The sequence below is a fragment of the Enterococcus pallens ATCC BAA-351 genome, assembly GCF_000407485.1.
GTDB lineage: Bacteria > Bacillota > Bacilli > Lactobacillales > Enterococcaceae > Enterococcus_A > Enterococcus_A pallens.
In genome coordinates, this window is the sequence record NZ_ASWD01000001.1 from 1361383 (window position 1) to 1385526 (window position 24144).

23 protein-coding genes are annotated in these 24144 nt (G+C 38.2%); 18 read left to right on the forward strand and 5 right to left on the reverse strand.

Going from position 1 to position 24144, the window contains the following annotated elements; translation table 11 throughout:
* Nucleotide 1: 1 nt before the first annotated feature.
* The 7 genes from I588_RS06470 (at nt 2) to I588_RS06500 (ending at nt 4860) form a co-directional block, all read left to right on the forward strand.
* Nucleotides 2-1027, forward strand: coding sequence for an ADP-ribosylglycohydrolase family protein (locus I588_RS06470; protein WP_010758170.1), 1026 nt, complete (start codon nt 2-4; stop codon nt 1025-1027).
* A gap of 795 nt (nt 1028-1822) precedes the next feature.
* The gene (locus I588_RS06475; protein ID WP_010758171.1) at nt 1823-2272 is read left to right on the forward strand and encodes a hypothetical protein; all 450 of its coding nucleotides are present in this window, start codon (nt 1823-1825) and stop codon (nt 2270-2272) included.
* Nucleotides 2273-2461: 189 nt separating this feature from the next.
* A complete protein-coding gene (locus I588_RS06480; RefSeq protein ID WP_010758172.1) occupies nt 2462-2923 on the forward strand; it encodes a PTS sugar transporter subunit IIA in 462 nt (153 codons plus the stop codon).
* Nucleotides 2924-3337: 414 nt separating this feature from the next.
* Complete coding sequence (locus tag I588_RS06485; protein ID WP_034693434.1) at nt 3338-3667, forward strand: hypothetical protein; 330 nt, start codon at nt 3338-3340, stop codon at nt 3665-3667.
* On the forward strand, nt 3657-3950 hold the full coding sequence (locus I588_RS06490) for a type II toxin-antitoxin system RelE/ParE family toxin (protein WP_010758174.1): 294 nt from the start codon (nt 3657-3659) through the stop codon (nt 3948-3950). Before I588_RS06485 ends, I588_RS06490 begins: the two co-directional genes overlap by 11 nt.
* Nucleotides 3951-4332: 382 nt before the next feature.
* Complete coding sequence (locus tag I588_RS06495) at nt 4333-4533, forward strand: cold-shock protein (protein WP_010758175.1); 201 nt, start codon at nt 4333-4335, stop codon at nt 4531-4533.
* A 111-nt stretch (nt 4534-4644) separates the two neighbouring features.
* Complete coding sequence (locus I588_RS06500; protein WP_010758176.1) at nt 4645-4860, forward strand: hypothetical protein; 216 nt, start codon at nt 4645-4647, stop codon at nt 4858-4860.
* A gap of 59 nt (nt 4861-4919) precedes the next feature.
* On the opposite strand, the gene I588_RS06505 is transcribed toward I588_RS06500, so the two are convergent.
* Nucleotides 4920-5663, reverse strand: coding sequence for a class I SAM-dependent methyltransferase (locus I588_RS06505; RefSeq protein ID WP_010758177.1), 744 nt, complete (start codon nt 5661-5663; stop codon nt 4920-4922).
* A 467-nt stretch (nt 5664-6130) separates the two neighbouring features.
* Between I588_RS06505 and I588_RS06510 the strand changes: the two genes are divergently transcribed.
* The 7 genes from I588_RS06510 to I588_RS06535 all read left to right on the forward strand — a co-directional run bounded on the left by I588_RS06510 (nt 6131) and on the right by I588_RS06535 (nt 10998).
* A complete protein-coding gene (locus I588_RS06510; RefSeq protein WP_010758178.1) occupies nt 6131-6871 on the forward strand; it encodes an SDR family NAD(P)-dependent oxidoreductase in 741 nt (246 codons plus the stop codon).
* A 245-nt stretch (nt 6872-7116) separates the two neighbouring features.
* The gene (locus I588_RS28170) at nt 7117-7545 is read left to right on the forward strand and encodes a helix-turn-helix domain-containing protein (protein WP_010758179.1); all 429 of its coding nucleotides are present in this window, start codon (nt 7117-7119) and stop codon (nt 7543-7545) included.
* A 14-nt stretch (nt 7546-7559) separates the two neighbouring features.
* The gene (locus I588_RS28175) at nt 7560-8237 is read left to right on the forward strand and encodes a hypothetical protein (RefSeq protein ID WP_010758180.1); all 678 of its coding nucleotides are present in this window, start codon (nt 7560-7562) and stop codon (nt 8235-8237) included.
* Complete coding sequence (locus tag I588_RS06520) at nt 8237-8449, forward strand: PLDc N-terminal domain-containing protein (RefSeq protein ID WP_010758181.1); 213 nt, start codon at nt 8237-8239, stop codon at nt 8447-8449. Before I588_RS28175 ends, I588_RS06520 begins: the two co-directional genes overlap by 1 nt.
* Nucleotides 8449-9369, forward strand: coding sequence for an ABC transporter ATP-binding protein (locus I588_RS06525; RefSeq protein WP_010758182.1), 921 nt, complete (start codon nt 8449-8451; stop codon nt 9367-9369). Before I588_RS06520 ends, I588_RS06525 begins: the two co-directional genes overlap by 1 nt.
* Complete coding sequence (locus I588_RS06530; protein WP_010758183.1) at nt 9366-10130, forward strand: ABC transporter permease; 765 nt, start codon at nt 9366-9368, stop codon at nt 10128-10130. The genes I588_RS06525 and I588_RS06530 overlap by 4 nt, the downstream gene beginning before the upstream one ends.
* Nucleotides 10131-10164: 34 nt before the next feature.
* Nucleotides 10165-10998, forward strand: a complete 834-nt coding sequence (locus I588_RS06535; RefSeq protein ID WP_010758184.1) for an alpha/beta fold hydrolase — start codon at nt 10165-10167, stop codon at nt 10996-10998.
* Nucleotides 10999-11136: 138 nt separating this feature from the next.
* Here the strand turns inward: I588_RS06535 and I588_RS06540 are convergent, their stop codons facing one another.
* The 3 genes from I588_RS06540 to I588_RS06550 form a co-directional block, all read right to left on the reverse strand.
* The gene (locus tag I588_RS06540; RefSeq protein ID WP_010758185.1) at nt 11137-11934 is read right to left on the reverse strand and encodes an alpha/beta hydrolase; all 798 of its coding nucleotides are present in this window, start codon (nt 11932-11934) and stop codon (nt 11137-11139) included.
* 676 nt (nt 11935-12610) lie between these two features.
* Nucleotides 12611-13480: an SDR family NAD(P)-dependent oxidoreductase gene (locus I588_RS06545; protein WP_245569590.1), complete on the reverse strand. Its 870-nt coding sequence runs from the start codon at nt 13478-13480 to the stop codon at nt 12611-12613.
* 106 nt (nt 13481-13586) lie between these two features.
* Nucleotides 13587-15521, reverse strand: coding sequence for an NAD(P)/FAD-dependent oxidoreductase (locus I588_RS06550; protein ID WP_010758187.1), 1935 nt, complete (start codon nt 15519-15521; stop codon nt 13587-13589).
* A gap of 125 nt (nt 15522-15646) precedes the next feature.
* On the opposite strand from I588_RS06550, the gene I588_RS06555 reads away from it, so the two are divergent.
* On the forward strand, nt 15647-17230 hold the full coding sequence (locus tag I588_RS06555) for a PucR family transcriptional regulator (RefSeq protein WP_010758188.1): 1584 nt from the start codon (nt 15647-15649) through the stop codon (nt 17228-17230).
* Nucleotides 17231-17812: 582 nt separating this feature from the next.
* Here the strand turns inward: I588_RS06555 and I588_RS06560 are convergent.
* On the reverse strand, nt 17813-18517 hold the full coding sequence (locus I588_RS06560; protein ID WP_010758189.1) for an SDR family NAD(P)-dependent oxidoreductase: 705 nt from the start codon (nt 18515-18517) through the stop codon (nt 17813-17815).
* A gap of 866 nt (nt 18518-19383) precedes the next feature.
* Here I588_RS06560 and I588_RS06565 point away from each other — a divergent pair.
* From I588_RS06565 to secA2, 3 genes are all read left to right on the forward strand, one after another.
* Entirely contained in the window at nt 19384-20493 is a 1110-nt protein-coding gene (locus tag I588_RS06565; RefSeq protein WP_010758190.1) for a tyrosine-type recombinase/integrase, read from the forward strand.
* A 494-nt stretch (nt 20494-20987) separates the two neighbouring features.
* On the forward strand, nt 20988-21638 hold the full coding sequence (locus I588_RS06570) for a winged helix-turn-helix domain-containing protein (RefSeq protein WP_010758191.1): 651 nt from the start codon (nt 20988-20990) through the stop codon (nt 21636-21638).
* A 99-nt stretch (nt 21639-21737) separates the two neighbouring features.
* The gene (secA2, locus tag I588_RS06575; RefSeq protein WP_010758192.1) at nt 21738-24113 is read left to right on the forward strand and encodes an accessory Sec system translocase SecA2; all 2376 of its coding nucleotides are present in this window, start codon (nt 21738-21740) and stop codon (nt 24111-24113) included.
* Nucleotides 24114-24144 lie beyond the last annotated feature (31 nt).

Here is a 24144-nt window from a genome sequence, read left to right on the forward strand (position 1 = left end):
AATGGAACAATTAACGAGGCGCTTAAAAGGAATTCTAATTGGCGGGGCTCTTGGTGATGCGATGGGAATGCCAACGGAGCTTTGGACGCAGCAAATGATTCAAGAGGAATTTCCAAATGGTATTACTAATTTTATGCCAGCCATGAATAAAGGATCCGTGTTGAGAGATATGATTGCTGGTCAAGTAACTGACGATACCATTAATACGAGATTTATTATTGATATGTTGGTTAAGCATCGAGGTGTAATTGATGTAGAAACTTATATTGAACAGTTACGAATCTGGAGCAAAGACTCTCAGTTGGCTGAACTAGTTTCTGGCCCAAGTACTAGAAAAGCATTAGCTATGATGGACGAAGGGATTCCATTATCACAAACAGGACGCTTTGGGACAACCAATGGTGCAGCTATGAAGATTGCACCGATAGGTATGTTGGCGGATTATCGAGATATGCCTGATTTAGTCGAAAAGGTTCAACAAATTTGTATTCCGACACACAATACTTCTGTTGCAATTGCAGGAGCTAGTAGTATAGCAGCCGCGATTAGCTATGTTGCTTCAGGGAAAAATGATTTGAATGAAATGCTCGAAATTGCTAAACAGTCGATTCAATTAGGAATGGAGAAAGGTTATGAAGTCGCTACCGCTTCCTTAAGTAGAAGAATAGAAACTGTCATTGAATTAGTTGGAAAAAAAGAACAGAATGTCGTAATGAACGAGCTTTATGACTTGTGGGGAACCGGTGTAGAGACGATTGAAACCATTCCTTGTGTGTTCGCCATTGTAAGACTAGCAGAAGGCAGTCCGATAAAAGCGGCACAATTAGCTGCGAGCTTGGGAGGAGATACTGATACAATTGGAGCAATTGCTGCTGGAATTTGCGGAGGGATAAATCCTGATTTTCCATCTACGGTAATTGAGACATTGGAAACAGTCAATGAATTGAATTTTGAAGGAATGGCTGAAGCAATGGTCCCTTTTTCTCCGTACTATAAGGCGGATGCGTGTGCTGATCAAATTATTTAAAAAGACTGAAGTCTATCAGACGATTGATGGGGAGCAGCGCCCCTTTGACAAAATTTTTAGATTCGGTTTTTCACAAAAAATTGGTGGGGAACAGCTTTGGTGTGAGGACTTGAGAAGAGGAGTTAAGCAGTCTTATTAAAGGAATTATGAACATATCTTTCTACTAAAGATGCGTTGATAGTCCAAAGTAATGTAGGAATAGAAATACTTCTCCATATTAAAATTGATACAGTCAAAATAGTATTTTACATTTAGATTTAAAAAATCGTATTGGTTTGGAGTTATGGCTTATTTGCTTAATCTTCAATCTAGAAACAGTTACACACATTTTACTAAGTGATAAAAGTCAATTAGGCACGAGCTCTAAAATTCATTTCTAGGATTATCATTTAGTCTATAGGTTTTCAGTTGTGTTATTGGAGTTAGCAATGGTACGTATTCATTAGAAAGATTAGGAAGTGCTGACCTAGAAGCTACGAGCCTAGCATTAAGTAAAAAAATTTTAGTTTAGATAAAATCCGAATAGCTATCGATAATCTTTTAGTTACTGTTGGTTTGCCATTAACCGCATCAATTAAAATAGGAATGAATTTATTTGTGGTTGCAACCAAAGATTTTTATCTGTTTCAGGCTATCAAATTTCAAATACAATCTTTTAATAGCTGATAAAAGAGACTGGAAGAAAAAGTTTCAAGTTCTTCTAATCTCTTTTATTAAAAAATACAGTGAAATCGAAAACAGGGTCTTGGTGAATTAATCTTTTCCTGCTATGATAGGCATCAAGGAAGTGAAGATTTGAACCTACATAATTTATTAACAGTGGAGAGTTTGTTCTCCAATCTAATTGTTTTTATTGTGGCCGTGTTGTTGACAAACTGGTGGCATAAGCGGAATAAAAAAGTATCTAAGCCGGTAAATGAAGCGTCTCAACCTATTCGCAATGAAACACCGATCCACATTTTGCGTACGTATCGAGAGGATACCAAACGTTTTGGTTTTGCTTATTTGGAAAAACATACCCCAGCTATTATTCAAGCATTACAAAAACAGTCCCAGTATCCTTCCGCTGAAGGCATTTCTCAAGAAGAACTGGAGGCTGTTATTGCAACTTTAAAGGGGTACTTGAATGAGATGAATCAGATTGAAGCAGACGAGAACGAGCAAGAGAAATACAAGATAATGGTGCTAAACTATGTTAATAAAACTTTGATTCGTTGGCGACAGCTATCGCAAGAGGTAACATGAGGAGCGTTTCTTTTTTAGGAGCGTTTTTTCTTTCTTTTTTCTAGTAAACCATGTCACAATCGATAAAAATACGTTATTATAATGAGGTAAGGCTGTCATGAGTTGACTAATTAATAGTACCCATGATTTTCCTGCAGCTATTCAAATCGTCCAAGAGGTTTCATAGTAGGACAATAAGGAGGAAGTTCTTTGTTTAACAAATTATTCAAGAAAAAAGTACCAGTTTATCAACCAGTTTCTGGGAAAGTTGTTTCGTTGCAAGAGGTAGCGGATGAAGTATTTTCTAGTGAAATGATGGGAATCGGATTTGCGGTTCAACCAGATTCCAGCGAAATTGTTTCACCAATTAACGGCACAATTGATAGCGTTTTTCCAACGAAACATGCGTTAACGATCAAAGGTGATAAAGGCTTGGAAATATTAATCCATATTGGAACAGACACAGTGGAGTTGAACGGAGAAGGCTTTGATATTGCGGTTAAGGCGGGGGACAAAGTAACAGCTCAGCAAAAATTAGGAACCGTTGACTTTGACTCAATCAAGGCTGCGGGCAAAGGCACTGATGTAATGGTGATTTTCCCGAGTTTAGATAAAGCTGAAAAAGAGAAGTTCGATCTATCAAACCAAAGTGATGTAGTAGTAGAATTATAATAGAAGAAAGATGGTCAGTGATGACTGTCTTTTTTTGTGCATTTTTTGAGAATTCAGCACAATCCTTTCAGCTTGTGATATAGCAAAAAGTAAATAGTAGTATATCAGTAATGATAGTTGAGATGGCTGTAGAAATAGAGAGTATTCAACCACACTTTTTCCATTTTCTTTACTAACATAGAAAAGACTAGGGAAAATGGCTGAATCGCATCAATTTGAATAAATTCAGAGATTGAGTGAGTTGGCAAATATGCAAATGTACAAGAGGCTAAGATAGCTAAAGAGTTTACCGCAAGGAATCTCGATCTCACATGGACTTCAAAAAATCGATTTTTTGAGCAATAGACGCATTAGTAATTACTTAAACCTCGTAATATAATGGACATAGCAAAATATCTGATTGGGGTGAATGGAATGAAAACAAAGACGCGTAAACAAGGAAACTCCATAACATTGACTGTTCCTAAAGAGTTTAAAATAGGTGAAGGAGTTACGATGGAGCCAAAATTACTTCCAAACGGGATTCTTTATGAGTTTTCCACACCAGAGAATGAATTTTTAGATTTTGACACAGAGATTTTAAAAGATTTGATCAATGAAGGGGTAGATACGGAGTATTTAGTTAGTGAATTTACTAAACGAAAACAAGACATCCCAAGAGCTTTTGAAATGCTAACAGAAGAGACTCTTAAAAACGAATCAATCATGTCACGAGAAGAATTGGAGAAAGAGATTGGGTTATAAAATTCTTCCTTCCAGTCAGGTAAAAAAGTATTTGAAAAAATGTAAGGATCAATCGTTAAAACAGTACTTTGTAGAGTTGATATATGAAAAAATAGCTGTTAATCCTAAAAGTGGCATCCCAAAACAAGGGGACTTATCTGGCATATGGACGATGGGTTTTACTTATAGAAGTATTTATTATCGTATTGCTTACAAAATTGTCGATGATTCGATTATTCCAATAATCATTATTGGATCTCACAAAAACTTTTACCGTGAACTAAAACGAGGGTTAAAAGATTGATGCTGACTAAGCCGACTAGCTCCATTAACAGTCTGTTTCTTCTATTATAATAGAAAGAATCAAATTTCATTGAACAGCGTGTTGGTTCAGCCAAAAAGCCAATATTCGTAGAACGCGATATTTTTCGTTTTAACGCTTTTTATGTTTAGAACGACAAATTTGTTATCAAACATTAAGAAACGCGTAAGTAAAGAGCGCTATTTACCTTTAATACGTAATTAACTATACATTAGTGCCTTTTTGGGGTATAGTAATAGTTGTAGTAGATTTGTAAGTTAAATAAAAGGGTCATTTCATTCGTATGGGTGTTGTCATTCTTCTTTTTTAGCAACAAGGTATTGCAAAAATTTAATTGTGCAAAAAGCACTAGGAGGATACACACATGAATACAGGTACAGTGAAATGGTTTAACGCAGACAAAGGTTTTGGCTTTATTACTCAAGATAACGGACAAGATGTGTTCGCACACTTTTCAGCTATCCAAGGCGAAGGCTTCAAAACTTTAGACGAAGGTCAAGCAGTGACTTTCGATGTTGAAGAAGGCCAACGCGGCTTACAAGCAACGAATATTTTCAAAAACTAATTTAAACCAGTCAGAAGTGATCCATATGGTTGGGTCGCTTCTTTTTTCTAATACTGGCAACAGTTTAGTTTTGAACCATGAACGTTTCTACAAAGAAAAGGGGCTAAGTGAATGGGATTCAATGGATGGAAAAAAACCGAAGCATCAGACAAGAGTCAAGCATTTGACGAAGGACAAGAGGTATCATTTGTGTATAACAATGTGACATGTCGCGGGAAAGTTCAGATGTTACTAGTAAATTCGGCAATCGTCAGTATCGATGAATCACCTAATCACGCGGATCAAAATGAGAAAACTGTAATTAGCTACGGAAAATTGTTAGTCTAATAGTCAGTAAAAACCCTTAGGAATTTTTCTTACAGAAGAAGTCCTAAGGTTTTTTTGTTCTACTTCGATCTTTTCGCCACGATTCGAATTCGGCGATAATCGGCTTCCCAGAACGTATCTTTCCAGCAGCTCTCTTTTAGCGAGGCCTCTACACCTGACAAAACTTGATTTTGTTTTGCTTCTGATAGACTGGATAGATTGCTGGAGAAAAACTGCTTCAGCCAATTTCTTAATCCATTTTCACCCTTCAGTGGAGTCGGGCGATCGTATTCCTGTAAGAGCTCTACTAAGAAACCATTCGCTTCCAGCAGTGGCTGATACTCTTCACAGGATGGAAAGAAGAAGGGGGATTGGTAGCTTTTACCAAGCTGTTCCAACTCTGTTTCAAAGGCTTGAGTAATCTTAGCAATGTTTCCAGCACCACCAAACTCACAAATGAATAATCCCCCAGGTTTCACTAGCTTCTGAAATTGGCTTAACAGGCTTTTATGATCTGTGATCCAATGCAAAGCCGCATTTGAAAACAGTACATCAAAAGGTTGAGCAGTCTCAAAGGTTAACGCATTTACCACTTGAAACTTTTCGCCAGGAAACTGTTTCTGAGCCTGCTGAATCATATTAGGTGAGGTATCAATTCCCAGCACCCGATGCCCTAATTCGGTCATTTGATGACTAAGTTCTCCAGTGCCGCAGCCAATATCCAAAATAGTTGCCGGAGAATTCGGTAAAAAGGCCAGCAAACTGGCCCCATATTGAAAAACAAAATCATGATTCTTTTGATAATTGTGAGCGTCCCACTCCATCTGCAATCCCTCCATTTTGTCTATTATCTCAGTAACTCAGCATAGAAGCCATCAAAATAATGAAATGGCCGCATTGGATTGAAGCCAATATTTCATCAACCTACCACTGAAAAGATGAATGGGCAAAGCTGTCACCAAGAAAGAGGACTAAAAATCTGGCAAATAAAGAAATGTCATGACTATTTTATAATAAATATAATTACTGGAGCTAGAACTTATTTATATATATAGATGAAATTTTGTTCGAAATTTAGGGATATGTCTGCCTGTTATTGACTAAACAGCACCCTATGCTATAATTTTTTTATGAGCCATTTACTTAAGACAAATGGCAGGCAAAAAAGCTGAGAGAATTTAATCGTAAAAAATTTCTATGAACGATAGGTGCAACCGAAATATTCCGAATATTCTAACTTTATTTGTATCATGCAAATGAGTGAATATAAAAAAATGAAGGGGGTAACAAAATGAGTAAAACAGCAATTATTACAGGCGGATCACGGGGGATTGGCAATGCCATGTCACGAAAATTAGGTGAAATGGGCTATAATGTTGTAATCAATTATGTAAGCGATACCTCTAAAGTGATTTCAGAAGATTTAGCAAAAGATATTGAAGAAAAATATGGTGTTGATACGTTAGTAGTTCGAGCGGATGTTAGTCAATATGAGGACTGTGAAGCATTGGTGAAAGCAGCTACTGATAAGTTTGGAGAAGAGATTGATGTATTGGTCAACAATGCTGGAATTACCAATAACAGTAATTTTTTAGATATTACGAAAGAAAAATACACAGCGGTTATCAATACTAACTTAATGAGTCTACTGCATATGTGTCACTTAACCTTGCCATACATGGTTGATCACGATTCTTGCATCATCAACACTTCATCTATCGGCGGATTGATTGGTGTAGTGAATCAAGCTGATTATTGTGCAGCGAAAAGCGGGGTGCTAGGATTAACTCGGGCGTTGGCACTTGAATTTGCTGGACGGAAAGTACGGGTTAACGCAATTGCACCAGGAATGATAATGAGTGATATGTTAAAAGGCGTTAATCAGGAGGAATTGAATGCATTGGCCGCAGGTATTCCGCTGGGGAAAATCGGTGATGTGTCAGATATTTCCGGTTGTATGGAATACATTATCAATGCACCATATGTGACTGGTCAGACAATTTCGCCAAATGGTGGATTTGTTATGCCATAAAGGATACTCCAATAACTATACTTCAACCCTGAATGCGAAAAGAGCATTCAGGTTTTTTGTCTGTACCATAATTAAAAAAAGTTCACTTATTTGGCACGGCTGCTAATTGCGACCGAAACTCTATAAAACCATTCCATTTTAAAAGAAGTATCGCGCAAGTTAACTTTTGTATGTATAAGTTAACAACCGCTCCATTGAATGTTTATTACCTAAGCTCTACAATTAATATGAAAGGACGTGATGGAATGCGTATGAATCTTGGTTCAGTCATCGCTGAAAAACGCAAGGAAATGAAAATTACTCAGCAGGAGCTGGCAGAATTTATGAGCGTCTCGAAAGCTTCAGTTTCAAAATGGGAGACAGGCCAAACCTATCCTGATATTACGTTATTGCCCTTATTAGCCGCGTATTTTGATATTAGTATCGACGAATTATTGAATTATGAACCACAGTTAAGCTTAAAGGAGATTCAGCACATTTATAAATCGTTGAAAAAATCCTTTGACAACAAACAACCAGAAGAAGTCCTGGCTTCTATACACAGCTTTGTCCGGCGATATTATTCCTGCTATCCGCTGGTGTTGCAAATGGGCTTGCTGATTATCAATCATCTAGACAAATTACCAGGAGAAAATCAGGAAGAAAAGAAAAAAGTCTATCTAAAAGAAGCTTAGAGCTGTTCGTTCATGTGCGGACGCAGGCAAAAGAGCCTGAATTGATTATTGAGGCTTCCCGCTTTGAAGCTTATGTACTGTTAACGCTGCAGGAGCCCGATCAAGTCTTAGAAATTCTAGGCGAACAGACCCCTGTAAATTTTCCCGTTGAGAGCATGATCGCTGCGGCTTTTCAAATGAAGGGACAAAATGAACGCTCTGTAGTAACGATGCAAAGTGCTTTATACCAATACGTCAGTGTAGTAACGAGTCTATTTACCAATTATTTGCATTATTTAAACGATGATCCTGACAAAATGAAAGAAACGATTCAACGTGCACGACAATTTGTAGCAATCTTCAATTTGGCGGAATTAAATCCGATTAATTTGATGAATTTTCAGTTATCGGCAGTCTATTGCTTGATCCAACAGCTCAAAGAAGCGGAAGCCTTAGATATGTTAGAGGAGTGGCTGATTGTTTTAGAAAATACGGAATTCCCAGTCGATTTACACGGCGACGATTACTTTGACCGCGTGGATACCTGGTTTGAGTCACTGGAAACGGGCAATCAACTGCCGCGCAACTCGCTGATGGTGAGAGAACAACTGATTGATACGGTTCTTTACAATCCAATGTTTCAAGAGTTGAAAGATCAAGAACGTGCCCAACCGTTGTTCCAGCGATTGAAGCAATTAAAGGAGGGGGCATAATGAACAACAATTGGCAATTTCTAATGGACAATCTGCCTTTGCTGCTGCCACTGATCTTACTAGAGTTAGTGCTGATGATTACAGCATTAGTTCATGTATTAAGGCATCCTCATTATCGCTTCGGCAATCGCATCTTATGGGTAATTATCGTGGTGGTGATTCAAATCATCGGTCCAGTAATTTATTTCGCCTTTGGAAGAAGTGATGACTAATGAATGTATTAGAAATTCAACAATTATCTAAAAGCTTTGGCAGCAAGCAGGTGTTAAATCAATTAAATCTCACGGTTCCTACTGGATCACTGTTCGGATTCGTAGGTGAAAATGGTGCTGGTAAAACGACTACCATGAAAATGATACTAGGCTTAGAGGAGGCCGATACTGGCACCATTCTAGTCAAAGGTGAAAAAGTCAGCTTTGGCAACACTCGTACCAATCGATATACGGGTTATCTACCAGATGTACCAGCCTTTTATCCCTATATGACGGCGAGTGAATATTTAATCCTATGCGGTGAACTAACTGGAATGAAAAAATCTAGACTAAAGGAGAAAGTTTCCGAAACTTTACAATTGGTTGGTTTAGATACTCATAAAGGCCGTATCAAAGGTTTTTCTCGGGGGATGAAGCAGCGGCTGGGAATTGCCCAAGCCCTGTTAAACGATCCGGAGCTGCTGATTTGTGATGAACCGACCTCCGCCTTAGACCCAAGCGGGCGCAATGAATTTTTGAAGCTGCTAGTATCCTTGAAGGGAAGAGTAACGATTTTATTTTCCACGCATATTTTGAGTGATGTTGAACGAATTTGTGACTATGTTGGCATCTTAAATGAAGGAAAACTGAGCGTTTGTGCTACTTTACCTGAGCTAAAGGCCCGCTACACTCAAAATAAAATTGAACTCATTCTGTCCCATGAAGTAAAAGACAGCTTAATAGAGCAGCTTAATCAGCTGCCAACAATGCTTGCTGTAGAAAAAACAAATCAGCGGACAATTACTTTGACGTATACCGGTGATTACGACCAAACGCTTCAAGCACTTTTCCAACAATTGAGTCAGATGAGTATTTGGCCGATAGCATTAAAAAAAATCGAACCAACCTTGGAAGATATTTTTTTTGAGGTGGTAAAATGAAAGCACTCATTTATTTCACAAAAAAAGAATGCTTAGAAAGCTGGCGAACCTCCAAGCTGTGGATTCTCGTGGTTATTTTCTTAATTTTTGGGATAATGAATCCCTTAATGGCTAAATTTTTACCAGAAATTATCAAGAGTACTATGGGACAAGCGATTGCGGCGACTTTGCCTGAACCAAGTTCACTGGATTCTTGGACGCAGTTTTACAAAAATATCACTCAAATGGGCTTGATTGTAATTGTACTTTTGGCTAGCGGAACAATTAGTCAGGAAGTTAGCCGCGGAACCCTGGTGAATCTAGTAACAAAAGGTCTGAATCGTACTTCGGTGGTTATCAGTAAAGCGATCGCACTAATTGTACAATGGACATTCTGCGTGAGTATAGCCTTTTTAGTAACCTGGGGGTATACACTGTATTATTTTCCTGATGATAAAAGTCCCCATGTTGTTTTAGCGGTTATTCCATTATGGATTTTTGGTATTTTGTTAATCGGGATGATTCTAGCAGCTTCAGCCGCTGCCAGAAATAGTTACGAAGGATTGCTGTTGGTAGGGGGATTGGTTGTGTGTTTGTTTATCTTACAACTCTTTGAGAAAACCAAAGAATCTAATCCTCTCAGCCTGATTACGGAAAACCTGACTATTCTACAAAATGCTGACGAGTTGGGGACTTATTTTCCGGCAATGATTATTTCTGCTGGTCTATTTCTAATCTTTGTTGGCTGTGGCATCCAGATTTTAAATCGTAAGAAATTATAATATACTAAAAAAATGAAATTCGCAGGGAGAAAAAATGAAAATACCAGGGAAGCTGGTTACCGTCAATCAGCAGAAGATGCATGTTTTTTATCAAGAAACGGACTGTTCTCAGCCGACGATTGTTTTATTAGCTGGTTCAGGTACGGCTTGTCCAACCTATGATTTTAAGCCGCTATGGCGATTATTAAGTAAGCACTATTCAGTTGCAGTTGTAGAACGACCTGGTTATGGTTGGAGTGAGACAACAGAACAGCCGCGGGATATCGATACGATGCTGGAAGAAACTCGTGAAGCCTTAAAACAAGCGAAGATTAAGGGGCCTTTTGTTCCCGCTGCGCACTCTATGTCAGGCCTAGAAGCAATTTATTGGGCACAAAAATATTCGGAAGAGGTGGCTGCGATTATTGGACTGGATATGGCCGTTCCGACTGCTTATGAACAATTGAAATTGCCGAAAACTTTCGGACTGACAGTTAGCATTGCTCATTTACTACGACGCCCAGCCGCAAGTTTGATGGTGAAAAGCCATCCCGTTGTAAAAAATGGTTGGCTGACAAAAGAAGAGCAGACCGCCATGAAACAAATTACTGCCCAGCAGCTTCTGAGTAAAAACATGGTGGATGAAATCCACTATGTTCAATCAAACGCAGAAAAAACTACTGCCGGCAAATGCCCCCAAATTCCGGTTTTGTGTATTCTGTCCAATGATAAAGGCAATCTAAAGACGGTTCCGAGGTGGGGAGCGGTCCATCGAGAATACTTTGCTGGTAATCAGCAAACGGAATTTGTTGAGTTAGCTTGCGGACATTACGTGCATAGTGAACAACCAGAGCAGGTCGCCAAGGCAATTGAGGCGTTTATCCATTAGAAAGCTGACTAAATGGAGTGAAATAGCCATTTAGTCAGCTTTTTTGTGATTGTAAGATTTGTTTGTTTATCCGACATACAGCTTATTGAGTGTTTCATGAAGGAGTTTCTATTCAACAGTTCAATAATAGTGTCTGCTCTAATTTTCCAATCGCCGCTCCATCCAATCCACACAGAGTTCTAGCCATTGTGCCACTGGAGGATTCACATGACCCGCTTTTTTTGATTCGGCCGAAGCGCGTGTTGCCAAAGATAGACCATGGCGGCCGCTTTCAAATAAATGACTCTCAAATGGAATCTGATAGTTTGCCAGCCCCTCGCAATATTTCAGGGTGTTCAACACCGGAACAGAACCGTCATTAGCCGTGTGCCAAATAAAAGTGTCTGGCGTTTCCTCATTAATCAGAGCAGCAGTATCATAATCCTTCAGCGTCTGATAATCCAACGCATCAGTATCTGGCCAACCGTAATCAAAGCCAATTACTGGGTAGCAAAGTAAACTTCCCAATGGCTTCGAGTGACTTAGATGTTGGGTTTTCGCCACCTTGTGCCAGTGCCCTGCATACAGCGAAGCCATATGACCGCCAGCTGAACATCCTAAAAGAAAGACGGCTGCTGGATCAATCTTCCAGTCATTCTGCTTGTCCTCGATCTGCTTGAAGATTTCTGCCAATAGGCGAGTGTTTTTATCCAAATAATCCGGTGAAATTTTTGAGCTATCGGTCAACACCGGATAATTCACCACTATAGCATGATAACCATGAGCCATAAATGCTAAGGCAATTGGCTCTGATTCTCGATCGGCCACCATCCGATATCCACCACCTGGACAAATTACTACTGCCGGCAGCAGATCCCGTTCACCAGAAACATTATTCCGCAGATAAAGCTCAATATTTGCCCCAAAATCAGGCAGATCAATGGTTTGTAGCAGCATCACATTCTCTCCTTTGCTAGTTCATAATTTTATCAGTTTTTCAGTTCATCCTTTAAAGAAAAGTGTAAATGATCGCCGTTATCAAAGCAACCAGCAAACGCAAGTTTATTACTATTTAGATGATAAGTAATTGTCAGTGCAGAGATAGGAAAGAAAAAGATCGTTGCTTTCGTAAAATCGTGATTCCTACAAACTCCTAATCTTAAGTGTGTTTCTCTCTGGACCAGCAACATAAAAATTGCAAATGCTAAAATAATAGGTGATGTGGCGTGCCCAATATAAATTGCAAATACAACTTCAATCGCCGTTCATATCCCGCATCCACTTTCACAAAGTTGAGCAGCCAAAAAACAAGTACGGAGGTCTGATCAATTATTTTAGGCGGAATGTAACGCTTATCAATAAGCTCCTTGCGTTAGTTTGGAATTCTTTGCATGGATTGCTTCATCATATTTGTACCAATAACCTCCAGCATGAACAGTTCCCACTTGAACTATTCCCGGATTTAAAGCAGTTCGTACAATATTAGTAAGAGAGAAGCTCGGCGACTTTTGAAATACTGTTGACCAGGGTTATGTCCATGTTCCATTATAATTAGTGAAAAACAACGAGTCTGTCAAGAGAAAGAAACCTCAAGAGCAGATTACTCCTGAGGTTGTCTTATACGAATTTTCTATTACATATACCTTGTAAGGTCAGGATTTTTACCAGAAAGCATATCTTGGATTCGTCCACCAGCAAGTGCATTGTAGATTGGATGAGTTAAGATATAAAACTGTTCCTCTTCAATCGCTTGGAAAATCAGCATACCGACTGAATCAATCGGTGAGCCGGTCTCAATACATTCGTTGACAATTTCAAGAGAAGTCTTATAGGTTTCACTTTTGTAATAAGGATGGTCATTAATCTTGTAGCGAGCAGGCCGGCGTTCATCGTTGTGTGAATGATGCAAGGTGGTCTGAACGAAACCAGGACAATAAACGGAAATACCTATATCTGCACCAACTGCTTTCAGATCAATATAAGCAGTTTCGCTGGCTAGTACGGAAGCATGTTTACTAGCGTTGTAAGGGCCGGTCGTCGGATAAGCGATTGTTCCGGCTACAGAAGCTACATTGACAATATGGCAGGGTGTTTTCTGCTCTAGCATGATTGGAATAACCTCATGCATTGCATAGACTTGAGACATCAGATTAATGTCAATGGTCCATTCCCATTCACGAGGGGGCAGCTCCCAGATTCGACCACTCATACTGATTCCTGCATTGTTAATTAACAGATCAATTGTTCCGTAATTATCCATAGCAGCTTTTACCATCTTTTGAACATTTTCTTGTAGCGACACATCAATTTCTAATGCAATTCCTTCAGCACCTAGTTGTTTACACTCCTTCAAAGTACGTTCAGCCGAACCAGGTTCAATATCAGCCAAGACTAATTTCATACCTCTTTTAGCTGCTTCTTTAGAAAATTCAGCACCAAAGCCGTTGCCCGCACCGGTTATAACAGCAGTTTTTCCTTTAAATTCTTTCATAATCTTAATCATTCCTTTCACTCGTGGTCAGGCTGCTTCTGAAAAGAGGCTAGCCTGCACGTATTTGTCTTAACAAAGAAACTTTTAATGACAAAAATTTACTTATCCCTTACACAAGTTAAAAGACGAATGCCTTGTTGAAGCCATCATGTATTGCGTCAGCAATTCGACCAGATCTATTATTGTCCCCTATAGTGATTACACGATCACTTAACTCTTTAAATTCATCAGTCAAATGATTATTCGGTGTTACTCCGATAGCCAAGATAACATTGTCGCTTTCTACCATAGCTGTTTTGGAAGCTAAAGTGTTAAATAGGAGCGCTGCTTTATCATCTACAGCAATAAGCTTGTGAGCAGGGAGCATCGTTACGTTATTCTTAGATAACCTTTCAATCATACCCTCCAGTACCATATAATGAATGCTTGTTCCAATGGTCGGCTGCATTTCAACGACAGTTACTTCATGCCCTTTTTCGGCCAATACTTCTGCAGTTTCCATACCTGTCATACCTGAACCAACAACCGTGACTTTTTTGCCTAAAGCAACAGGTTCAGATAAATAGCTTTCTGCTGTCAATACATGATTGCTGTCAATACCCGGGATAGCAGGAATAATTGGCTTCGCACCTCCAGCAACGAAGATACCCACCGGAGACAATTCCTTGATCATTTCCGCCGTTGCCTTCGTGTTCAAACGTACATCAACAGCCAATCGTTTCATTTCTTCGGTCATAGTGTCAATCAGCCAGGTCAGATTTTCCTTAAATGGCGGTTTATTGGCTACATTCAAGGTTCCCCCAAGAGTAGCCCCTTGTTCGAACAAGGTTACTTTAAAGTCTCTTTTAGCTAATGTAATTGCTGCTTGCATACCCGCTGGACCACCACCAATGACCACAACAGGCTGATTATTGCCATCCTTTTGATAATTGGCAAAAACTTTCTCTTGCCCAGTACGCGGATTGATGGCACATTTAGTTTTTCGACCAGTTTCAAGCTCTTCAAAGCAGTAGAGACAGCTAATGCATTTCCTGATAAAAAGGTCATCGCCTTCTTTGGCCTTTTTAGCCCAAGCAGAGTCTGCCAGTTGTGCTCTTCCTAAAGCAACAAAATCACATACTTCTTCTTCCATCAGGGCTTCTGCTACAGAAGGTTCTTTGATATTGTTAACCGCAATCACTGGGATATGCACATGTTTGCGAATTTCTTTCGCTAAATGCTTTTTCCAGCCTTGTGGATAGGAGTTTGGTTCGATGATGGTTGGGCTAGATTCATAGGTACCACTGCTGACATTAATCGCATCCGCACCAAAGCTTTCAATCATTAAAGCAATTTTTACTGTATCCTCAAGTCTGTTTCCGCCTTCAACATAATCATCTCCACTAATTCGTACACTGACAGGAAAATCTGCTCCGCACATAAACTTGATGTAAGTAATAATGTCACCCAGTATACGGACACGATTGTGGAAAGTTCCACCATATTTATCGGTTCGCTTGTTGGTATGAGGACTTAAGAAACCATTCAGTAAATAGCCGTGAGCAGCATGCAGTTCGACTCCATCAATCCCAGCTGTCTTCGCTAAAACAGCTCCCGTCACAAAAGCAGTGACTAGATCATCGCATTCTTGTGTAGTCAGTTCACGCGGCATTTCTTTAGTTTTCTTACAAGGAATGGCGCTTGGTGCTACTGGTTGAGTTCCTCCTTGAAGCATGGCAGTTGTCTCTCTTCCAGGATGGTGCAATTGAACAAAGATTTTTGAATCATGTCTGTGAACAGCAGCAGCTAATCGTTCCAATTGTGGGATACATTGTGCATCGATAACAGACAATTGATTGAATAAACCGCGTCCATTTACACTATTGACCCGAGTAATCTCAGTGATAATCAGCCCACAGTCGTTTTTCGCTCTTTCCTCGTAGTAGGCGATCATATTATCCGAGGCTTCTCCGCTTGCTGTAGCATACGCTGTTCCCATTGCTGGCATGACAATTCGATTTTTTAATCGAAGCTTCCCAATACTTCCTGGTTCAAACATTTTAGGATATTTCATCTCAATAACCTCCTTATTTTAGTTCATTCTACTATTTAAAAGGTATTGACATACAGAGACAAAAAGCCAGAAAATGATTGACACTCTTGTGCAAAAAGTACTAAACTGTTTTTGAGGTGTTATATATGATATTTAATGAATTAATCGGTGTCCTACAACAATTTGGAAGCGTTCGCAAAATAAGAGGAGAGAGCGTTAACCAGATAAGATCCGTTGATTTTGTGAAGAATCAAACAAAATTTGATGACGAGGTACTTTATTTTTCTTCTCATCAGCTGCTGGACTGCCAAAAGAATTATCCTTCTTTATGTATTATTGGAGCAGAAAATGTGTACCAACATTTTGACTCGCTTCCAAGTGAAAATTTGGCTATTGTTGAAGCTAGACATCTACAAAATATGTACAATCATGCTCGACGTATTCTTCAACTGGATTCTGGAAGGCCAGTGAAGCATGAGGAATGGTTACCGATCATTAATGAAATGACCAATTTGTACGATATGTCCAATACACTGGCGACCATTTTTGAGAATTCAATCGTGATTATGGATATTAATCATCGTGTGCTGGCTTATTCAAATGTATATCCTATTAATGATCCTGTATGGTCTGAAATTATAGAGAAGGGCCACCTGCTTTACGAGCATATTACAGACGCTGAAAAAACCGATTTCTCCTTAGCCCCAAATACCGGAGAAGCGGTAACGTTAACCTGTTGGGCTTCGCCGCTGCGTAAGCTTTGCAGTAAAATTGCTCTTGAAGGCGATGAAGATTGGATAGGCTATATTGTCATGCTGGAAAGCGAGAGCTCTATCTCCGCTTTTCATCTGGAATGGATGCCTATGGTTAGCCGGATTATCAGCAAAATACTAGCGCAGGATCCTTATATTACGTCCATGAAAAACTCGTTATATAAAAAGACACTCTACGAAATGATTATTGGTGCAACACCTGCCAATGTTTCCACAAACTTGCAATATTTAGGATTGCACTTACTTAAACCGCGTTTTGTTCTTGTAATAGAACATTTAAACACAATAAGTGATGAACAGTTTCTTATTCACATTCCCCAAAGATTAAAGCAACAATTTCCTGACTCCCATGCCACTTTCTATAATGATCAGATTGTTTTACTTCTTCTTCAACAAGAAGAAACTGAAGTTTTGACACTATCTCAGAAAAAGTTTTTAGTCACGATTGCATCCAAGGAAGGCTTGCGAATTGGAATAAGCAATACTTTCGAAAGTATTGCTGAATTTAAAGAGCATTATGAACAAGCCAAGAAGGTCTTAACTATTACGAAACAAATAAATGAACGTGTTCCTGTTTGCTATTATAAAGACTATCTTTTTTCCGATCTGTTAAGTTCGTTGGAAAAGACAACAACCGTAAACAACTTCTGTCATCCAGCCCTGAAGCAGCTTAAGCATTATGACGAGATACACGATACGGATCTTTTTCAGACCTTGTTCTCTTATCTAAATCATTCTTGTAGTTTAAAAGCGACTGCTGATGCTTTATTTATTCATCGAAATTCATTAATTTATCGGATGGAACGAATTAAAAAAGTGACAGACATCGATTTAACAGATAGCAACGTACGATTTCAATTACAGGTTTCGTTTCAAATTGCTAGATACTTGAGTAAAAAAGCTCAAGCAGGGGAAAGTGATATCACAATAGAATCAAATCTAGAAATGAAACAATAAACAAGTAAAGGAGAATTTAGCAGGAGAATTGGTTCTTTCTATAAAATTGTCAAATGAAGGCTTTAAAAAGAATTAACTCAAGTATTTTTGCGTAAATTTTTTTAAGCGAAATAGAATAAGGGGCTGTTTTATTTGAATTAGCTGCTTTTATCAACGCAAGATTTCTGTTTGGCCTACTCGGAAGAACATTGACAAAATGGAAGCAAGTAAAATTCGTAGGATTGAGTATTGCCGGATATTTAACTTGAGGAGTGCTGAATTTACGCAAAGTTCTATCACAGATTTTGGTCTTTGACGAAAAATAAAGACCCCATTGGTAAAAAAAATTATGGAATTTGTAATAATAGGGTAACTTGAAAATGTTTATTCTTTGTGGTGGAACTGTTGAGCGATCGAATAAACAAAAAGCTCTCACTAAGGACTGAGAATAATTAGTAGGAAATTGAGTTAAAAAATTTCTCCTCTTTATTCAAATAAGGGGGAAGGCTTTCTTACATTTTTTACATCGTTAATTTCATTAAAAAGAGTCTAAAGGCAAAATCGTTGTGCCTTTGGACCTCTAAAATATTTACCTGTGAATCATTAGTTTACTTGAGAAACATCGAAATCCGGCACCGCTGCCGCTGAAAATTGCTTGGCATTCTTCGCCATCTGATCAACTAAAACTTCCTGCTTGCCGTTAAACGTATCTTCTAAAGTAATTCGTGCGACCTCATTAGGCGATAGCTTCTCGCCGTTAAATCCCTTCATCATATCCGTATCAATAAAACCGGCGTGAACAGCTACCACTTGAACGCCCTTGGGATTGAGTGCAGCTCGCAAATTATTGGTAAGGGAGAGCTCTGCTGCTTTTGAAATACCGTAGGCCAAGTTTATCCCTGTGTTCATCCATGATCCAACTGAAAGAATATTTACAACAATCCCTTTATTTCTGACTAGTGCTGGGAGAGCAGCTTTTGTTACAGCGAGAGTTCCTAAAACATTAGTAGTAAACGCTCGATCAACTGTAGCTTCTGCATCGGAAGACTCAATCGTAGTTTCTTCACGAATCCCTGCATTATTGATTATCATAGAAAGATCAGTAAGTTCTTCAACAATTCGTTGAATGTCATCTGCATTAGTGACATCTAATTGGACAGGCACAACTCTACTGTCATCAACAGCCACTAATTTTCGACTTCCTAAATAGACCTTCTTTACACCCAAATTCAGCAATTCCTCTACAAATGCCTTTCCCAGACCACGATTTCCTCCTGTGACTAAAACTACTTTTTCTGATAGCTCCATAATAAGTCCCTCCATGACAGCAAATTCGTTTGAATAACTAGGATTATATCCTATTGCCTGCCGATTTAGAAGTAACTTGAATGATTCACAGAAAATCATTTTTCTCTTTGACGCCGAGGTGTTTGATCGACTATTTTGGAAACATCGACCTTTTTCCTTTAATGGTTTCTGATAGGTGAAATTGATTTGACGTTTCAAGTGAATCAATAGTAGACGCAAAAAGTAGGATTGATTTGGGCTAACTAATTAGAGGGCTGTCTTTAATTAATTTCTATGGGTAATAGTGCGTTACGGAAAAGAGATATCTTAAATTGATTAGTTTTAAATTTCGTAAAGCGAAACATTCAAGAATGACTTATAAAAATTGTAAGTTAATCACTAAAGACTATTTAAAATGAGCGGGAATAATTTATCAATACTATTTCCAATATATTGCCAAAATTGATATAAATATTCCAGGGACAGAAAATAGAGATAAATGAATGATATAATTTTGAGAAAAAAAGTTTATCTTGATCTAATATAAAGGAGGTTTTAAGAAAAATTGATATGTGAGAAAAATAGAACTCGCCAAAAAAATCGCGAGTTTACATAAGAGGATTTTTTCTTTTTCGTGGCAAAAAAAAGAAAAAATGGTCGATAAAAGAAGAGTAATTTGAACAATCTGGATGTTTTATAATTCAATTATAATTAAACGATCTGACAAGGTCAATAGTTTTTAATAAAATAGCAAACTGTTGAGTATTTAGCAGCGTTTGCATTGAAAAAAACTAATTTTTTTAACAATACATATCCTGGTTGTTCCATTTACTCGTTTTTTTTGAGCCGTCGATTGAGCCGTCAAATTATTATTAGGAGGAATTAATATGAGCAGACGTGGTGAAAATATTTACAAAAGAAAGGACAAACGATGGGAAGGAAGGTATATCAAGGGACGTAAAAATAACGGAAAAATAAAATATGGTTATATTTACGGAAAAACTTATAAGGAAGTTAAACTGAAATTGTATCCCTATAAAATGCAATATCAAATGATCCAGGAGACACAAGGAACATCATCTATCATGATGTTAGTTTGGGCAAATGAATGGTTGTCAGATATCGAAAAGACAGTGAAAACCTCAACTTACAATGGTTATTCGTACAAAGTTTTTAAGTATATTATACCTTACATTGGAGAAATTCCGTTGAATGAAATTAATGATACGCTTTTAAATAATATGGTGGCTGCATGGGAGGAAAATAATTTATCTCCATCCTCTATCAAGGTTATTTTTAGATTAGTAAATAATTGTTTAGAAAAGGCAGTTGAAAATGGCTTGTTGCTTAAGAATCCTGCAGCAAAGGTCGTTCTTCCAAAGGAGTCCTTTAAAAAGGTAGGTGCCTTAAACATGGATGAACAAAAATTATTGGAAAAGGCTGCGCTAGATAAGCTGGATGGAATAGGGCTAGCAGTACTTTTAGGCTTGCGTACAGGACTTAGAATTGGAGAAATTGCCGCTTTAAAATGGGAAAATATTGACTTTCAACGTGGAATTATTCGCATTGAAAAAACTCTTCAGCGTATTCCGATTAAAAGCGCTGAATATAAAACAAAAATAATCATTGATAAAGTGAAAACACGTGCATCTAATCGAATTATTCCTATGAGTGACTCTGTCAAAGAATGGTTAAGCAAACGCCAGCTTAAGACTAAAAATGATTTTGTTTTGTCCAGCAATGAAAAACCTTGCGAGCCTCGTTTAATTACGTATCATTTCCACCAAATCAGGGAAATAGCGGGGTTAAAGCATATTCATTTTCATCAGTTGCGCCATACTTTTGCGACAAGATGTTTAGAAACCAGAGCCAATGCTGTTTCAGTGAGTTCCTTATTGGGTCATTCATCCATCAAAATGACCTTGGACACGTATGCAGATTCAATGATTGAAGAACGAGTTGCAACAATTAGAAATATGGAAACTTACGTTATTTAAATCGCTTACAAAAAAACAACTGATACTACCTTTAGTTTGGAAAAAACCAAAATGGAAGCGTTTTATATGAGGCGCTAAATAAAGCTCGCTATTGGAGTTTAAAAGACAATTATTTTTTTTCGCCGTCATTCGCCGTCAACTGACTCTAAAAGAATGCAGAATGGCAGTGTTTTTTTGTCTTTCTTTTTTTTGCCACGAAAAAGAAAAATGAAATGCCATTCTTTGGTAGGGATTCTACCTTCGGAAAATGTTGATTTTGAGATAGGGCTGTACATAAAAAGGGTGTATCAACATATCTCAACAGCTATCAATTGACTGCGGTTAATGAATAGATTACTTTGCAATGTTTAACCTTAATTCTTTAAACCCAGTTATGTCTATTATATCGCCAAATAGTAGTAATAAGAATGGATAGATGTCAAAATTTTAAAATTAATAAGACATAACAATATTGATTAGTTATTGAGAAAAATGACGGAAAAGGAAGGTTATAAATGAACGTACTGATTTTGACAAAATGCATTCATGCAGAAGAAGATTTTTCAAAAAGACTTTATCAGCTCGGCTACGAAGTGTTTTGCAGTTGCGAGTTACTCAATAAGCTTAAGAGTAAAGTGACTGCTGACAACATTACCAAGTATTTCCAAATTATTATCATTAGCGAGACAGTATCTGATAGTGAAGTGGATAATTTGTTAGAAAATAGAGAGTTCTATTCGGCGGTTTTGTATAGAAAATCTTCAATTTTGACTGAAGTGCCAGAAAAGCTAACAGGAAAAATTCAAGACGTTGTCGTCAATGACGAATCGCTGGAATCTCTTAGAGAAAAGCTTTCTAAAAATAGTCAAAAAAGTATGAGTGATAAGTTCGCGAATATTACTACATCTAAAAAAGATAACTTTGAAAGCTTTTTCCCATTTAGCAAGCAGGAGAAAATTGTTTTTGAGCTTTTACAGGAAGCGAACGGCGGCATTGTGTCCAGAGAAGAAATCTGTGAAAGAATCTGGTCTAAGGTAACACAATCTAATCTTGCAAGAACCTCTAGCATAGTCAAAAGAATCAAGATTAAACTAGAGAGCTTGGGAATAGAGGACAGCAGCTTACAAACGCTGTGGGGAAAAGGTTATCGACTAGTTCAAGGGTAGATTACGACGTTTTTATAGACAACTAAATGTCGAACAAAACGAATAATGCACTAAATAGATAGTAAATATGGATATTTTTCAGGAGAGTAAGCAAATTGTATGAGAGATAAGAATTTAAGAAAATACAAAAAGATAGCAGATAAAATAGTCAAATTACTACCAACCTACAAATCGATGTCAAATGAGGAATTACGTAGCCAAACTGCTCTTTTCAAAGAGCAGTTAAAAAATGGGAAAAAACTTGAAAGCCTACTCCCTATGGCATATGCGGTAGTCTTAGAGGCGGACAGAAGAGTATTGGGTCTAGAGCCCTATTATGTTCAAATTCTAGGAGGCATCGCTCTTTTTTTTGGCAATGTTGCAGAAATGAAGACTGGGGAAGGGAAAACATTAACCGCAACGATGCCGATGTACTTAAGAGGACTAACGGGTAAAGGCAATTTTCTGATTACTTCAAATTCTTATCTCGCATGGCGAGATGCTGAAGAAGTTGGAAAGGTTTATAGCTGGTTGGGGTTGAGTATAGCGGTGGGTGTTGCAAAGGATGCTACCGAGGAAGAAATTGACAAAGAATTAGTTTACGCCTCAGACATTGTCTACACTACCCACAGTGCTTTAGGGTTTGACTATTTGTTTGATAATTTAGCCACTACACCAGAAGAACAATATTTGAGTGAATTCAATTTTGTATTGATCGATGAGATAGATGCCATTTTGTTGGATATGGCCCAAACTCCTTTAATAATATCTGGAGCGCCAAAGGTCCAATCAAATCTCTATGAAACCTCGGACTGGTTTATTAAGAGTCTGAGTGAAGGCGACGATTATTTAACGAGCGAAGACAAAAGAAATGTCTGGTTTACTGAAGAAGGAATAAAAAAGGCAGAAGAGTATTTTGGTATTGAAGAAATTTTAACTGAACAATGGAAAGACTTATATCGACATTTAGTCTTGGCTTTAAGAGCGAACATTTTATTATTGATCAACCGAGACTATGTCGTTGAAGAAGGCGAGATCCTTTTGCTGGATGAGGCGAATGGGAGAAAACTAATTGGAACGAAGCTTCAAGCAGGACTCCACCAGGCCATTGAGGCGAAAGAAGGCGTGGAGATTACCAATGAAACTCGTTCGATGGGTTCCATTACGTATCAAAACCTGTTCAAAAAATTTAAAATTCTTTCAGGAATGACTGGGACTGCCAAAACGGATGCTGAGGAGTTTCGGGATACCTACAATGTCAATGTGGTTCAAATTCCTACGAATAAGCCGATTAGACGAGAAGACCATTCGGATGAAGTCTACGTAACAAATAAAGCGAAGGTTTTGGCTTCGCTGAATATCGTAAAAAATGCCTTAAACCAAGGACGTCCTGTTCTAGTTGAGACCGGTTCAGTGTCCATGTCTAATCTGTACTCACTTTTGTTGCTTCAGCAAAAGGTACCACACAATTTACTTAATGCTACTACGGTTGCCAAGGAATCATTAATTGTATCGGAAGCCGGCCGTAAAGGTGCCGTGACGGTTGCGACTTCAATGGCTGGAAGAGGGACTGATATAAAACTGGATCCCGAAGCGAAAGAAAGTGGCGGTTTACTGGTCGTTGGTACAGAGCGAATGACTAGTGATCGAATTGATAATCAGCTTAGAGGACGAGCCGGCAGGCAGGGCGATCCCGGAGATACGATCTTTTTCGTTTCAATGGAGGACAAAATTGTTGTAGAAAGTGCTCCTAAGTGGGTCGCAAAGTCAAGAAAAAGCCTGATTGATAAGGCGCAAACGGCCGAAATAGAGGCTGACGAACCACTGAAGGAAAAGAAGTATGACAAGATAATCAGTAAATCTCAAACGAATCGAAAGAATCAAGAGATTGAAAGTAGAAAAAACATCTTAGAATACGATGAAATCATCAGTGTACAGAGAGAAAAAATTTATGCGACTAGAAACAAAGTAATGGAAAGTACTTTGCCATTTTTGGACGGAATAATTGATACAGCAGCTTCTCATGTGATTGCCGGTTTTGTCAATGATAAAGCGAATTTGGACAAAGATTGTTTAATTGATTTTATCTACAATAATATCCAATACAACTTTGTACCATTTTCTTTGGATGAGGAACTAGAGAATTATAGTAAGAAAAGCGTAGAAACTTTTTTGAGGCAATTGATTAATAATCGCATCAAACAAATTCCGGGAATTATTCCCGATGAGTTCCAGCTGCTGTATTTTAAGCGAATCGCTGTTTTAAAAGCGATCGATGCCATGTGGGTGGAGCAATCAGATAATTTACAGCAGTTAAAATCTGTGGTAAATGGTCGCAGCTGGGGACAGCATAAACCTATTTATGAATTTCAGCTTGAGGCAAGACGTTCCTTTTTTGAAATGAAGGATGAAATATGGCTCAACATATTGAGAAATCTATTACTGTCAGATCTAGTACACAAGGCTGACGGATCAATAGACGTCGACTTCCCATAAGTCAATGAGCTTCTATTATTCAAAAAAGGAC

Bases quoted from the DNA above. Each gene is read 5' to 3' on its own strand.
- I588_RS06565 (WP_010758190.1), top strand. From the start codon at position 19,384: ATGAGCAGACGTGGTGAAAATATTTACAAAAGAAAGGACAAACGATGG.
- I588_RS06485 (WP_034693434.1), top strand. From the start codon at position 3,338: ATGAAAACAAAGACGCGTAAACAAGGAAACTCCATAACATTGACTGTT.
- I588_RS06530 (WP_010758183.1), top strand. From the start codon at position 9,366: ATGAAAGCACTCATTTATTTCACAAAAAAAGAATGCTTAGAAAGCTGG.
- I588_RS06545 (WP_245569590.1), bottom strand. From the start codon at position 13,480: ATGATTAAGATTATGAAAGAATTTAAAGGAAAAACTGCTGTTATAACC.
- I588_RS06555 (WP_010758188.1), top strand. From the start codon at position 15,647: ATGATATTTAATGAATTAATCGGTGTCCTACAACAATTTGGAAGCGTT.
- I588_RS06520 (WP_010758181.1), top strand. From the start codon at position 8,237: ATGAACAACAATTGGCAATTTCTAATGGACAATCTGCCTTTGCTGCTG.
- I588_RS06570 (WP_010758191.1), top strand. From the start codon at position 20,988: ATGAACGTACTGATTTTGACAAAATGCATTCATGCAGAAGAAGATTTT.
- I588_RS06525 (WP_010758182.1), top strand. From the start codon at position 8,449: ATGAATGTATTAGAAATTCAACAATTATCTAAAAGCTTTGGCAGCAAG.
- I588_RS06470 (WP_010758170.1), top strand. From the start codon at position 2: ATGGAACAATTAACGAGGCGCTTAAAAGGAATTCTAATTGGCGGGGCT.
- I588_RS06550 (WP_010758187.1), bottom strand. From the start codon at position 15,521: ATGAAATATCCTAAAATGTTTGAACCAGGAAGTATTGGGAAGCTTCGA.
- I588_RS06535 (WP_010758184.1), top strand. From the start codon at position 10,165: ATGAAAATACCAGGGAAGCTGGTTACCGTCAATCAGCAGAAGATGCAT.
- I588_RS06495 (WP_010758175.1), top strand. From the start codon at position 4,333: ATGAATACAGGTACAGTGAAATGGTTTAACGCAGACAAAGGTTTTGGC.
- secA2 (WP_010758192.1), top strand. From the start codon at position 21,738: ATGAGAGATAAGAATTTAAGAAAATACAAAAAGATAGCAGATAAAATA.
- I588_RS06500 (WP_010758176.1), top strand. From the start codon at position 4,645: ATGGGATTCAATGGATGGAAAAAAACCGAAGCATCAGACAAGAGTCAA.
- I588_RS28170 (WP_010758179.1), top strand. From the start codon at position 7,117: ATGCGTATGAATCTTGGTTCAGTCATCGCTGAAAAACGCAAGGAAATG.
- I588_RS06505 (WP_010758177.1), bottom strand. From the start codon at position 5,663: ATGGAGTGGGACGCTCACAATTATCAAAAGAATCATGATTTTGTTTTT.
- I588_RS06510 (WP_010758178.1), top strand. From the start codon at position 6,131: ATGAGTAAAACAGCAATTATTACAGGCGGATCACGGGGGATTGGCAAT.
- I588_RS06540 (WP_010758185.1), bottom strand. From the start codon at position 11,934: ATGCTGCTACAAACCATTGATCTGCCTGATTTTGGGGCAAATATTGAG.
- I588_RS06560 (WP_010758189.1), bottom strand. From the start codon at position 18,517: ATGGAGCTATCAGAAAAAGTAGTTTTAGTCACAGGAGGAAATCGTGGT.